This is a genomic window from Pseudarthrobacter siccitolerans (assembly GCF_030823375.1).
GTDB lineage: Bacteria > Actinomycetota > Actinomycetes > Actinomycetales > Micrococcaceae > Arthrobacter > Arthrobacter siccitolerans_A.
Map to the genome: position 1 here is coordinate 2,462,960 of NZ_JAUSXB010000001.1, position 13,893 is coordinate 2,476,852.

General features: G+C 59.4%; 4 protein-coding genes and 4 rRNA genes. 1 reads left to right on the plus strand and 7 read right to left on the minus strand.

Annotation, left to right across the window (positions count from 1 at the left end; all coding sequences use genetic code 11):
- Positions 1 to 482 precede the first annotated feature (482 nt).
- The 4 genes from QFZ36_RS11495 to QFZ36_RS11510 form a co-directional block, all read right to left on the minus strand.
- A 16S ribosomal RNA gene (locus tag QFZ36_RS11495) occupies positions 483 to 2,008 on the minus strand.
- 553 nt (positions 2,009 to 2,561) lie between these two features.
- Positions 2,562 to 4,007, minus strand: a complete 1,446-nt coding sequence (locus tag QFZ36_RS11500; protein ID WP_306636559.1) for a beta-galactosidase domain 4-containing protein — start codon at positions 4,005 to 4,007, stop codon at positions 2,562 to 2,564.
- A complete protein-coding gene (locus QFZ36_RS11505; RefSeq protein WP_306636561.1) occupies positions 4,004 to 5,584 on the minus strand; it encodes a glycoside hydrolase family 2 TIM barrel-domain containing protein in 1,581 nt (526 codons plus the stop codon). Before QFZ36_RS11505 ends, QFZ36_RS11500 begins: the two co-directional genes overlap by 4 nt.
- Before the next feature lie 119 nt (positions 5,585 to 5,703).
- Positions 5,704 to 6,711 carry a LacI family DNA-binding transcriptional regulator gene (locus QFZ36_RS11510; RefSeq protein WP_306636563.1) on the minus strand — a complete coding sequence of 336 codons (1,008 nt, stop codon included), beginning with the start codon at positions 6,709 to 6,711 and terminating at the stop codon, positions 5,704 to 5,706.
- Positions 6,712 to 6,907: 196 nt separating this feature from the next.
- Between QFZ36_RS11510 and QFZ36_RS11515 the strand changes: the two genes are divergently transcribed.
- A protein-coding gene (locus tag QFZ36_RS11515; RefSeq protein WP_306633371.1) for an IS3 family transposase occupies positions 6,908 to 8,103 on the plus strand; the annotation gives its coding sequence in 2 pieces (ribosomal slippage) (positions 6,908 to 7,175 and positions 7,175 to 8,103; 1,197 coding nt in all).
- A gap of 181 nt (positions 8,104 to 8,284) precedes the next feature.
- Here the strand turns inward: QFZ36_RS11515 and rrf are convergent.
- The 3 genes from rrf to QFZ36_RS11530 all read right to left on the minus strand — a co-directional run bounded on the left by rrf (position 8,285) and on the right by QFZ36_RS11530 (position 13,843).
- Positions 8,285 to 8,401: ribosomal RNA gene (gene rrf / locus QFZ36_RS11520) — 5S ribosomal RNA — on the minus strand.
- A gap of 234 nt (positions 8,402 to 8,635) precedes the next feature.
- Positions 8,636 to 11,761 (minus strand): 23S ribosomal RNA (locus QFZ36_RS11525).
- 556 nt (positions 11,762 to 12,317) lie between these two features.
- Positions 12,318 to 13,843 (minus strand): 16S ribosomal RNA (locus QFZ36_RS11530).
- Together the 16S, 23S and 5S rRNA genes form the textbook arrangement of a ribosomal RNA operon.
- Between the last annotated feature and the right edge of the window lie 50 nt (positions 13,844 to 13,893).

The window sequence follows — 13,893 nt, forward strand, 5'->3', positions numbered from 1 at the left end:
AACCACCAACCCCCAAAAAGAGGCCAGTCATCACCAAGCGCAGCCAGATCCAGGTTCATATTCTTGGAAATTGCTTCTTATAAAAGATGCTCGCGTCCACTATGTAGTTCTCAAACAACAACCCCAAACCACACACCCCACACAACAACCCCCGAAAGGGCCTCCGCGCATGATCGGTGCAGCCAGGAAACCAGAAACAAACAAACCCAGGGGAACCACAGCCAAAGCCACGAACAACCCCCGGCCCTGTTGCCTCAGGACCCAACAGTGTGCCAAACACTAAACCACCCGCACCCCAACCCCGCCGTTCCAGGACACCAAAGCATCCGTACTAGACAAGAAAGAAACACAAGCAGCCGCTATTCGTTGATATTCCACCCATGAGCACCCGCCGCAGAACTTGCGTCTGCGCAACGGGCTTTTACTCCTGACAAACCCCCACACCACATACATGGCATGAACAATCCGTAGGTGCTCCTTAGAAAGGAGGTGATCCAGCCGCACCTTCCGGTACGGCTACCTTGTTACGACTTAGTCCCAATCGCCAGTCCCACCTTCGACAGCTCCCTCCCACAAGGGGTTAGGCCACCGGCTTCGGGTGTTACCAACTTTCGTGACTTGACGGGCGGTGTGTACAAGGCCCGGGAACGTATTCACCGCAGCGTTGCTGATCTGCGATTACTAGCGACTCCGACTTCATGGGGTCGAGTTGCAGACCCCAATCCGAACTGAGACCGGCTTTTTGGGATTAGCTCCACCTCACAGTATCGCAACCCTTTGTACCGGCCATTGTAGCATGCGTGAAGCCCAAGACATAAGGGGCATGATGATTTGACGTCGTCCCCACCTTCCTCCGAGTTGACCCCGGCAGTCTCCTATGAGTCCCCACCATCACGTGCTGGCAACATAGAACGAGGGTTGCGCTCGTTGCGGGACTTAACCCAACATCTCACGACACGAGCTGACGACAACCATGCACCACCTGTAAACCGACCGCAAGCGGGGCACCTGTTTCCAGGCGTTTCCGGTTCATGTCAAGCCTTGGTAAGGTTCTTCGCGTTGCATCGAATTAATCCGCATGCTCCGCCGCTTGTGCGGGCCCCCGTCAATTCCTTTGAGTTTTAGCCTTGCGGCCGTACTCCCCAGGCGGGGCACTTAATGCGTTAGCTACGGCGCGGAAAACGTGGAATGTCCCCCACACCTAGTGCCCAACGTTTACGGCATGGACTACCAGGGTATCTAATCCTGTTCGCTCCCCATGCTTTCGCTCCTCAGCGTCAGTTAATGCCCAGAGACCTGCCTTCGCCATCGGTGTTCCTCCTGATATCTGCGCATTTCACCGCTACACCAGGAATTCCAGTCTCCCCTACATCACTCTAGTCTGCCCGTACCCACCGCAGATCCGGAGTTGAGCCCCGGACTTTCACGGCAGACGCGACAAACCGCCTACGAGCTCTTTACGCCCAATAATTCCGGATAACGCTTGCGCCCTACGTATTACCGCGGCTGCTGGCACGTAGTTAGCCGGCGCTTCTTCTGCAGGTACCGTCACTTTCGCTTCTTCCCTACTGAAAGAGGTTTACAACCCGAAGGCCGTCATCCCTCACGCGGCGTCGCTGCATCAGGCTTGCGCCCATTGTGCAATATTCCCCACTGCTGCCTCCCGTAGGAGTCTGGGCCGTGTCTCAGTCCCAGTGTGGCCGGTCACCCTCTCAGGCCGGCTACCCGTCGTCGCCTTGGTGAGCCATTACCTCACCAACAAGCTGATAGGCCGCGAGTCCATCCAAAACCACAAAAAAGCTTTCCACCAACCACCATGCGATGATCAGTCATATCCGGTATTAGACCCAGTTTCCCAGGCTTATCCCAGAGTTAAGGGCAGGTTACTCACGTGTTACTCACCCGTTCGCCACTAATCCCCCCAGCAAGCTGGAGATCATCGTTCGACTTGCATGTGTTAAGCACGCCGCCAGCGTTCATCCTGAGCCAGGATCAAACTCTCCGTTGAAGAAAAACAGACACAACCCCCAGCCCCGGGAAAACGGGACCAAAAGCTGCACAAAATTTGAAACCAGCTGTAAAAACCAGACCACCCACAGGGGCGGGCAGCCCGGCAAATCCAACCAATTTAATAAAAAATCGGTATCAACAAACTTGGCACACTATTGAGTTCTCAAACAACAGACACACCCGACACCACCCAAACCAAACATTCAGGATCGCTCCGGAGCAACTTTTCAAAGTTACCCGACCCGCACCAGCTTTGCAAATCAACGTTTCCGCGATTACCAGCATCGAACGATCAGCCCCACCCGAACCGGCACGCCCAAAAGCGAACCATTTTCCAGGCCATTTGAAGAAGGGGGTTGGCCGCAAACTTTCCGCATCAGCGGCGGCGACTCAGAAAACAATACACGCCCACACACCAACCCGCAAATCCACCCCCACCCCACCCCCACACCCCCCAGAAACCAAGGAATTTCAGGGGGTGTCTCAAGGGATCGAGGCTCCGGCGGGGAGGACCGGCTCGTATGCGCTGCCTCACATTCGCGCTGCGTCTGCTAACGCACCGAAAGCACCAGCGTGAAGTCGGCTTCGCGGGGCTTGAGGCGGTACGGCTCCAGCACACCCGGGCCGCAGGCAGCAGTTCCCACTCCCCGGAGGGCATGGTCGAGATAGATGTAAGTCCGCCCATCCGGCTTCAGGTCCGGCCGGTGGTTCTCCTTATCCAAAACGTCCTGGCTGTAGGGCCGGACCGTCAGCGCAAAAGGATCGCCGGAAATCTCGAGCGTGCTGCCACCCATCTCAACTGCCGCCCACCGGACGCCGGACCTGACCCCCGACTCTTGGGGCCGGACGTAGTCCACGTCCATTTCCGCCAATGGCATTGCGAACCATCCCATCCGGGTTCCCTGCCCCGTATCCGGGTAGCTTTGATGCGGGCCCTGGCCGAACCAGCTCACGGCCGCAGCCTCGTCAGCCACCACAAGTTCCAGTCCGATCCGGGCCCATTCAACCTCAAACCCCCGGTTTACCCAGGCGCCGTCAGGCCGGACCTGTGTCCGAAGCGCAACGGCTTCGCCATCGCTGGTCCAGGTGTAATCCACAAACACGCCGTACTGCTTGTCGGCTGCACTGACACGCGTACGGACCGTCAGCGCTTCCCCGCCTTCAGGGCTGGCCTCCGCGCTGATACCCAGCAGTCGTGCGTGGAGCAGGTTCAGCCTGGCGTCCTTCCACTGGGTGGCGAGCGGGCGGTCATCATCACCGCCCCACTCCCTGCCCAGGTCGTTGTCCGTGGGCGGCCACCACAACGTCAAGGCCAGTTTCTCCACCGCTACGCCGCCAATAGAGGTGGGCATGCCGGTGATCCGGCTGAACTGCACCGGCCCCAGCTGAAGTTCGGTGTCCAGGACATGCACCGGCTCAACCGGCGACGGGTTGCCAGGGGAAGCCCCTTCACGGACTGACTGCCCCCACGCAACTTCGTGCTCCGCCGGGGCCCAGGCCGTTTCAGCGGCGAGGAACGCAGTCACGGTCAGGACGGAAGCGCGGCAGTAAGTCAGCCCCGAAGCCAAAGCCGCAAGGCCGGCAGGAAGCGGCACAAATGCCTCATCCTGAGGTGACACCGGCGCAACGTCCACTGTCCCGCCCTCGGGCGCGCCGCCGTCGGCCTCTACCGTGTAGCGGAAGCTGAACGTGGACGTGTCCGCGAAGTCCTGTACGTTGCGGATGGTGAAGCCGGACCAGTCATCGGCCACTGTGATGCGGAGAGGTTCGATGACTTTCTTGAAGTCCAGCAGCCCTGGCCTGGGGTTGCGGTCGGCGTCCACCAAGCCGTCGGTGACGAAGTTGCCGTCGTGAACTTCCTCACCGAAGTCGCCGCCGTAGCCATAGTGCCGGCCCCCTTCCGAGGATGTGATGGTGATGCCGTGTTCGAGCCATTCCCAGACGAACCCGCCCATCAGGCGCGGATACTTCTCGAAAAGCTCCTGGTACTCCGTCATGCCGCCGGGGCCATTACCCATGGCGTGCACGTATTCGCAGAGCACAAAGGCATGGACCGGCGTCGGGCGTCCAGCGCGGTGTCGTCCAGAGGCGGCTCAATTCCTTGCCCGATCAGGGCCGTCTCCGCTTGGCTGGCGTACATCCGGGAATATACGTCAACGTGCTCGGAGGACCAGTCACCTTCGTAATGGATGGGGCGCGACGGGTCCCGGTCCTTGGCCCAGCGCGACATGGCCGCGAGGTTCCTGCCTGTGCCGGCCTCATTGCCCAGTGACCACATGATCACTGCCGGGTGGTTCTTGTCACGCTCCACGGTCCGGCGCATGCGGTCAACCAGAGCCTCCTCCCACTGGGGATCATCGCTTGGGTTCTGGGCCCAGCCAGCGCTCACGAAGCCGTGCGTTTCGAGGTCACACTCCAGCACAATGTAGAAGCCGAACTGGTCCGCGAGGGCCAGGAAGTCGGGGTGCGGCGGGTAGTGGGACGTCCGGATGGCGTTGATGTTGTGCTGCTTCATCAGCCGCAACTCGGCCTCCACGACGTCCCGGGGAACCACGCGTCCAAGGCGCGGGTGGTGCTCATGGCGGTTGACGCCGCGCAGCAGGATCCGCCGTCCGTTGACCTTGAACTGCGCGTCCTCGATGGCAATCGAACGGAAGCCCACCTGCAGCGTTACCGTCTCGCCGGGTGCAGTGATGGTTGCCTCATACAGCCGGGGCACCTCCGCGGACCAGGGTTCGACGGCGGGGATGCGCACCTCAGTACCGGCGGCCAGTTCCACATCCAATTCCGGTAGGCGAACGACGGCGTCAATCGCCTGCCCGCCCCGGCTCACCTCCACGGAAAGGATGCCCTCGCCCGTGCGGTGATCGTATCCAGCGTGGACAAAAGCATCGTCCATTCCGTCCGCCGGGCGGGCCTGCAGCGTGACGTCGCGGAAGATGCCGGGGAGCCACCACATGTCCTGGTCCTCCACATAGCTGGCGGCGGAGAACTGCGCCACCCCCACGGCCAGGATGTTTTTCCCCTGTTTGAGGATTCCGGTCACGTCGAATTCATGGGCCAGCCTGCTGCCCCGTGTGGTGCCGAGTTCCACGCCGTTCAACCACACCGTTCCGGCAGATTCGATGCCGTCGAACCGCAGCAGAGCGTGTGGCAGGAATTCGGGCCCGGCCTCGAAGACCATCACGTGGTCGCCGATGGGGTTGGCCTCGGGGACGTGCGGCGGCTCCACGGCGAACGGAAACTGGACGTTGGTGTAGGCGGGTGCACCGTGGCCGTGCATGGGCCAGCTGGACGGGACAGGCAGGATGCCGAAGCCCTCCAGGTCCTCCCCCAGCTGCCAGCAGCCGTCAGGAGCCACCCTGATTCCGGCGCTGAGCCGGAATTGCCAGTCCCCGTTCAGTGACAACCGCGGGGCGTCGCTGTGCAGGTAGGCCCGTTCCGGCAGCGTTCCTTTCCCAGGTTCCAGGGAGACCAGATCCGCGATGGCCTCTGCGCCTAGTTCCAGGCTCCGGGACTCTGCAGGGGTTTCAGGGAACTTGCCGGAGAGGACCGATGGGGAGTGAACTGGCATGGGCTTCCTTGCTTCATGGGTTTATCCGGAGGGTGTCAGCAGATCTGCACGCACAGCACGACGTGAACGTTCACGGTGACGAACCCAGCCTACCGTTATTTGCCCGTCTTGAGTAGGGTTCAGGCGGATTGCCGAAGCACCAGCTGGTGCTTGAGGACCAGCTTGGCCTCCTCACTCCCGGCTTCGATGGCGCCGCTGAGAAGATTGTCCACGAGGTCGACGGCGGACCGGCCTACCGCCCTGAGGTCCAGTGCCAGCGTGGTCAGCTCCGGCGTCACGAGCTCCCCCAGGGGTATACCGTCCATCCCAATCACCGCGCAGTCCCCGGGAACAGTCCTTCCGGTGTCGGACAGGGCTTTCAAGGCCCCCGCCGCCATCAGGTCATTGAACACCAGCAGCCCGTCGATCCCGCTGTGTTCCTCGAGCATTGACCGGACTGCGCCGCGGGCCGCGGGCGCGGTGTCTGCGCTGCGGCGGACGATGAGCTCAATGCCCGCATCGGCGGCCGCTGCGGCCACGGCAACTCCACGGGTAGTGGCCGGGCCCTCCTGGTCCGAGTCGAGGTAGGCGATCCGCCGGCGATGGTCCGCCTCGAAGCGATGGAGTGCAAGCCCGGCCCCGTGCAAGTAGTCGAAAGAGATGCCCCCGGCAGCTTGCCCCGCCGGATAATCCAGCACCACCACCGGGCGCCAGCCCATCATGGCCTGGGCATCATTCGAGAGCGCTCCGAGATAGCCGATAAGGGCATCAACCTGCGGTGCGAGCCGGGTTACGGCATCCAGGCCGCTCCCGCTGCCGTGGCCAAAATCATCAACCACCACGTTCCAGCCGCGCTGGGTTGCTACTTCCACCACGCTGGACGCAAAAGCCGGGAAATACGGGTTGGTGAGGTCCGGTATGGCCAGCCCCAGGGAAGTCCGGGCTCCCTGCACCAGGCCCTTCGCAAATCGGCTGGGCGTGTAACCGAGCTCCGCCGCCAGCTGCTGGACGCGCTCCCGGGTGGCCGGGCTGATTCCTGGCATCTCGTTCATTGCGCGGGTCACAGTTTGGCGCGAGACACCCGCGGCGGCCGCAACATCCAGGATCGTTGCTCGCTGGATGCGGGGTGCGCGGGAACGTGAGGCCATGACGGTAAGTCTAGGCGGGTGTGGTCGGGAGGGTCCGGAGCATTCAGCGGATCCGGGCAGAACCTGGTGGAGGGTTTCGCGGATCGGTGCGGAAAGTGATGGGGCGTCCCCCGGACCGGTGCGGGAGGTGGGGTTAACCTCTGTTGGTGGACACCTGAAGTAGCGGGATCCTGGGATTCTGCGGGAAGGTGTTCTTGTGAGCACGACACGACGTAAATTCACTCCGGAGTATCGGCGGGAGGCTGCGCGCCTTGTCATCGATACGGGCCGGCCGGTCGCGCCGGTGGCCCGGGAGCTGGGTCTGGGTGAGCAGTTGCTTGGCCGGTGGGTGGCTCAGGAACGGGCCCGGCTGGAGGCTCCCGAGGAGTTCGCTGCGGCTGAGACGGAGAAGTCTGAGCTGGAGCGTTTGCGCAGGGAGAACGCGCAGTTGCGGATGGATAACGAGTTCCTGGGAAAAGCCGCAGCCTTCTTCGCTTCCAAGCAGCAGAATCGGAATGCTTCGAGCTGATGGAGGCCGAGAAGGCTAACTACCCGGTCCAGCGGATGGCCCGGCTTTTGCGAGTGTCCCGGTCCGGGTTCTACGCCTGGCGCCGACGAAGCTCCGAGGAGTCGGAGCGGGCCGTGCTGCGGGCGGAACTTGATGCGAAGGTCCGGCGGGTGCACCGGGATTCGACCGGGATCTACGGGGCGCCCAGGGTGCAGGCCGCGTTGGCCAGGAACGGGACCGGTGTTGACCGGAAGACTGTGGCCGCGTCGATGCGTCGGCAAGGCCTGGAAGGAATCTCGCCACGGCGGTTCCGCCCGGTAGCGCCGATCGGTGAGGCGCGGGTGCATTCGATCCCTGATCTGGTGGCCAGAAAGTGGGACACTGGCGAGCTGGATGCGGTCTGGATCTCGGACATTACGTACCTGCGCACCGGTGAAGGGTGGGTGTATTTGTGTGCTGTCAGGGATGCCTGCTCCCGGCGTGTGATTGGGTGGGCGATGGACTCCACCCAAATCACCAGCCTGGTGGAGCGGGCGCTGCGCATGGCCTACGTCCTGCGCGGCGGCGGCCCGGCCGGGGTGGTGTTCCATGCAGACCGCGGCACCCAGTACACCTCCGCCCAGCTCAACGACGTCTGCTCCGGGTTGGGTATTAGGCAGTCGGTCGGGCGGACAGGCGTGTGCTGGGACAACGCGATGCAGGAGTCCTTCTGGTCGACCCTGAAAACCGAGTTCTACGACCGGCGCCGGTGGACAACAAGGCAGGACGCGATCCGGGAAACCGGACGCTGGATCGAGGAGTTCTACAACCGCTCTCGACTCCACTCAGCCCTGGGCTACACCACGCCGGTGGAACACGAACAGTTCCTCACCAGCAATAAACTTCAGCCGGCACAAGCCGCCTGATCACCTGTCCACGATTTGCGGGTAACCCCAGAGGTGATGGAGCGTTCCCTGGATGGGTGCGGAAGGTGATGGAGGGTTCCCTGGATGGGTGCGGGAGGTGGTGGTGCGTGTTGGTGGTTTTGGGGGTTAAAGCAGAGTAGGGCCCTGACGTCGTTTGTCAGGGCCCTACTCTTTAATTTATGTCCGGCGGTGACCTACTCTCCCACACCCTCCCGGGTGCAGTACCATCGGCGCTGTGGGTCTTAGCTTCCGGGTTCGGAATGGGACCGGGCGTTTCCCCCACGCTATGACCGCCGTAACCCTTCTACCCGTCACACACCCTTTGCGGGGTGGTGTGGGAAATCTGTGGTTACAACATGTTCTGCAGTGATGCAGCAGTGGTGTTGTTATTCAATTGTGTGTTCCTGTGGCAACGAAACCATTGGTTTGGTTTGTTGTTTGGGAACCACATAGTGGACGCAAGCAGTCTTGTTTCTTTTTACCATCACCTGGTGTGAACGTCTTTGAAGAGTCCGTTCACGGTGGATGGTGTGTGGTGTAAGTTATCGGCCTATTAGTACCGGTCAGCTTCACGAGTCGTTAGTCCTCGCTTCCACATCCGGCCTATCAACCCAGTGGTCTGGCTGGGGGCCTCTCACACACAAGGTGTATGGAAATCTCATCTTGAAGCGAGCTTCCCGCTTAGATGCTTTCAGCGGTTATCCCATCCGAACGTAGCTAATCAGCGGTGCACTTGGCAGTACAACTGACACACCAGAGGTTCGTCCGTCCCGGTCCTCTCGTACTAAGGACAGCCCTTCTCAAATTTCCTGCGCGCGCAGCGGATAGGGACCGAACTGTCTCACGACGTTCTAAACCCAGCTCGCGTACCGCTTTAATGGGCGAACAGCCCAACCCTTGGGACCTACTCCAGCCCCAGGATGCGACGAGCCGACATCGAGGTGCCAAACCATGCCGTCGATATGGACTCTTGGGCAAGATCAGCCTGTTATCCCCGAGGTACCTTTTATCCGTTGAGCGACGGCCATTCCACAATGTACCGCCGGATCACTAGTCCCGACTTTCGTCCCTGCTCGAGATGTCTCTCTCACAGTCAAGCTCCCTTGTGCACTTACACTCGACACCTGATTGCCAACCAGGCTGAGGGAACCTTTGGGCGCCTCCGTTACTTTTTAGGAGGCAACCGCCCCAGTTAAACTACCCATCAGGCACTGTCCCTGACCCGGATTACGGGCCGAAGTTAGATGTCCAAAGTGACCAGAGTGGTATTTCAACGATGACTCCACCCGAACTGGCGTCCGGGCTTCAACGTCTCCCACCTATCCTACACAAGCCACTCCGAACACCAATACCAAACTATAGTAAAGGTCTCGGGGTCTTTCCGTCCTGCTGCGCGTAACGAGCATCTTTACTCGTACTGCAATTTCGCCGAGTTTATGGTTGAGACAGCGGGGAAGTCGTTACTCCATTCGTGCAGGTCGGAACTTACCCGACAAGGAATTTCGCTACCTTAGGATGGTTATAGTTACCACCGCCGTTTACTGGGGCTTAAATTCTCAGCTTCGCCGTGAGGCTAACCGGTCCTCTTAACCTTCCAGCACCGGGCAGGAGTCAGTCCGTATACATCGTCTTGCGACTTCGCACGGACCTGTGTTTTTAGTAAACAGTCGCTTCCCCCTGGTCTCTGCGGCCCCGATCCCCTCCGGACAGCTTGTGTCCATCAAGGTTGGGGCCCCCCTTCTCCCGAAGTTACGGGGGCATTTTGCCGAGTTCCTTAACCATAATTCTCTCGATCGCCTTAGTATTCTCTACCTGATCACCTGTGTCGGTTTGGGGTACGGGCGGCTAAAACCTCGCGTCGATGCTTTTCTCGGCAGCATAGGATCACCAAATCCCCCCAAACGGGGGTCCCATCAGATCTCAGGCATCATGAACAGCGGATTTGCCTACCGTTCGCCCTACATCCTTAGACCGGGACAACCATCGCCCGGCTCGGCTACCTTCCTGCGTCACACCTGTTAATACGCTTGCCTCCCAGGATCAGGTCCTGCGCTCCACCAAAACCCTCACACCACAAGGGTGATCGGGCAGGTCTCGGGCAGTTAGTATCCCCTGTTCAGCATGGGCGGTTTTTCGCCGGTACGGGAATATCAACCCGTTGTCCATCGACTACGCCTGTCGGCCTCGCCTTAGGTCCCGACTTACCCAGGGCAGATTAGCTTGACCCTGGAACCCTTGATCATTCGGCGGACGGGTTTCTCACCCGTCTTTCGCTACTCATGCCTGCATTCTCACTCGTGTAGGCTCCACCGCTGGTTTACACCGCGACTTCACCGCCCACACGACGCTCCCCTACCCATCCAGACGCCTGAACCACAAGGGCTTAGCAAAAATCTGAATGCCACAACTTCGGCGGTGTACTTGAGCCCCGCTACATTGTCGGCGCGGAATCACTTGACCAGTGAGCTATTACGCACTCTTTTAAGGATGGCTGCTTCTAAGCCAACCTCCTGGTTGTCTGGGCAACTCCACATCCTTTCCCACTTAGCACACGCTTAGGGGCCTTAGTTGGTGGTCTGGGCTGTTTCCCTCTCGACTATGAAGCTTATCCCCCACAGTCTCACTGCTGCGCTCTCACTTACCGGCATTCGGAGTTTGGCTGACGTCAGTAACCTTGTAGGGCCCATTAGCCATCCAGTAGCTCTACCTCCAGCAAGAAACACGCAACGCTGCACCTAAATGCATTTCGGGGAGAACCAGCTATCACGAAGTTTGATTGGCCTTTCACCCCTACCCACAGCTCATCCCCTCCATTTTCAACTGAAGTGGGTTCGGTCCTCCACGACGTCTTACCGTCGCTTCAACCTGGCCATGGGTAGATCACTTCGCTTCGGGTCTAGATCACGCCACTGCAACGCCCTATTCAGACTCGCTTTCGCTACGGCTTCCCCACACGGGTTAACCTCGCGACGTAACACTAACTCGCAGGCTCATTCTTCAAAAGGCACGCCGTCACAACTACTAAGGTTGCTCCGACGGATTGTAAGCACACGGTTTCAGGTACTGTTTCACTCCCCTCCCGGGGTACTTTTCACCTTTCCCTCACGGTACTGGTCCGCTATCGGTCATTAGGGAGTATTTAGGCTTATCAGGTGGTCCTGACAGATTCACACGGGATTTCTCGGGCCCCGTGCTACTTGGGATACTCTCCAGGCGGTACACAACATTACGGTTACGGGGCTCACACCCTCTCTGGCCGGCCTTTCAAGACCGTTCACCTATGCCTGCACATCACACCCCACTGTCCCGGCAGAGACAGAACGGAAAGTCCCACAACCCCGACCATGCAACGCCCGCCGGCTATCACACATGGAACGGTTTAGCCTGATCCGCGTTCGCTCGCCACTACTAACGGAATCACTATTGTTTTCTCTTCCTGCGGGTACTGAGATGTTTCACTTCCCCGCGTTCCCTCCACGCACCCTATGTGTTCAGATGCGGGTCACCAGATCACTCGCGCGTCTGGCGGGGTTTCCCCATTCGGACACCCTGGGATCACAGTCCGGTTATCGACTCCCCCAGGCTTATCGCAGATTCCTACGTCCTTCTTCGGCTCCTAATGCCAAGGCATCCACCGTGTGCTCTTAAAAACTTGACCACAAAAGATCAAAAAACTAATTCACGAGAGAACCACGAAAACCAACCACACCCAACAACCACCAACCCCCAAAAAGGGGCCAGTCATCACCAAGCGCAGCCAGATCCAGGTTCATATTCTTGGAAATTGCTTCTTATAAAAGATGCTCGCGTCCACTATGTAGTTCTCAAACAACAACCCCAAACCACACACCCCACACAACAACCCCCGAAAGGGCCTCCGCGCATGATCGGTGCAGCCAGGAAACCAGAAACAAACAAACCCAGGGGAACCACAGCCAAAGCCACGAACAACCCCCGGCCCTGTTGCCTCAGGACCCAACAGTGTGCCAAACACTACCCAGCGCAAACCGTGCCGGCCGCTTTCCAGGACACCCTCTTCCACCAGGGAAAAGAAACATCCGTACTAACAACCGGCCCGTGCCACCAGGCACCTATTCGTTGATATTCCACCCATGAGCACCCGCCGCAGAACTTGCGTCTGCGCAACGGGCTTTTACTCCTGACAAACCCCCACACCACATACATGGCATGAACAATCCGTAGGTGCTCCTTAGAAAGGAGGTGATCCAGCCGCACCTTCCGGTACGGCTACCTTGTTACGACTTAGTCCCAATCGCCAGTCCCACCTTCGACAGCTCCCTCCCACAAGGGGTTAGGCCACCGGCTTCGGGTGTTACCAACTTTCGTGACTTGACGGGCGGTGTGTACAAGGCCCGGGAACGTATTCACCGCAGCGTTGCTGATCTGCGATTACTAGCGACTCCGACTTCATGGGGTCGAGTTGCAGACCCCAATCCGAACTGAGACCGGCTTTTTGGGATTAGCTCCACCTCACAGTATCGCAACCCTTTGTACCGGCCATTGTAGCATGCGTGAAGCCCAAGACATAAGGGGCATGATGATTTGACGTCGTCCCCACCTTCCTCCGAGTTGACCCCGGCAGTCTCCTATGAGTCCCCACCATCACGTGCTGGCAACATAGAACGAGGGTTGCGCTCGTTGCGGGACTTAACCCAACATCTCACGACACGAGCTGACGACAACCATGCACCACCTGTAAACCGACCGCAAGCGGGGCACCTGTTTCCAGGCGTTTCCGGTTCATGTCAAGCCTTGGTAAGGTTCTTCGCGTTGCATCGAATTAATCCGCATGCTCCGCCGCTTGTGCGGGCCCCCGTCAATTCCTTTGAGTTTTAGCCTTGCGGCCGTACTCCCCAGGCGGGGCACTTAATGCGTTAGCTACGGCGCGGAAAACGTGGAATGTCCCCCACACCTAGTGCCCAACGTTTACGGCATGGACTACCAGGGTATCTAATCCTGTTCGCTCCCCATGCTTTCGCTCCTCAGCGTCAGTTAATGCCCAGAGACCTGCCTTCGCCATCGGTGTTCCTCCTGATATCTGCGCATTTCACCGCTACACCAGGAATTCCAGTCTCCCCTACATCACTCTAGTCTGCCCGTACCCACCGCAGATCCGGAGTTGAGCCCCGGACTTTCACGGCAGACGCGACAAACCGCCTACGAGCTCTTTACGCCCAATAATTCCGGATAACGCTTGCGCCCTACGTATTACCGCGGCTGCTGGCACGTAGTTAGCCGGCGCTTCTTCTGCAGGTACCGTCACTTTCGCTTCTTCCCTACTGAAAGAGGTTTACAACCCGAAGGCCGTCATCCCTCACGCGGCGTCGCTGCATCAGGCTTGCGCCCATTGTGCAATATTCCCCACTGCTGCCTCCCGTAGGAGTCTGGGCCGTGTCTCAGTCCCAGTGTGGCCGGTCACCCTCTCAGGCCGGCTACCCGTCGTCGCCTTGGTGAGCCATTACCTCACCAACAAGCTGATAGGCCGCGAGTCCATCCAAAACCACAAAAAAGCTTTCCACCAACCACCATGCGATGATCAGTCATATCCGGTATTAGACCCAGTTTCCCAGGCTTATCCCAGAGTTAAGGGCAGGTTACTCACGTGTTACTCACCCGTTCGCCACTAATCCCCCCAGCAAGCTGGAGATCATCGTTCGACTTGCATGTGTTAAGCACGCCGCCAGCGTTCATCCTGAGCCAGGATCAAACTCTCCGTTGAAGAAAAACAGACACAACCCCCAGCCCCGGGAAAACGGGACCAAAAGCTGC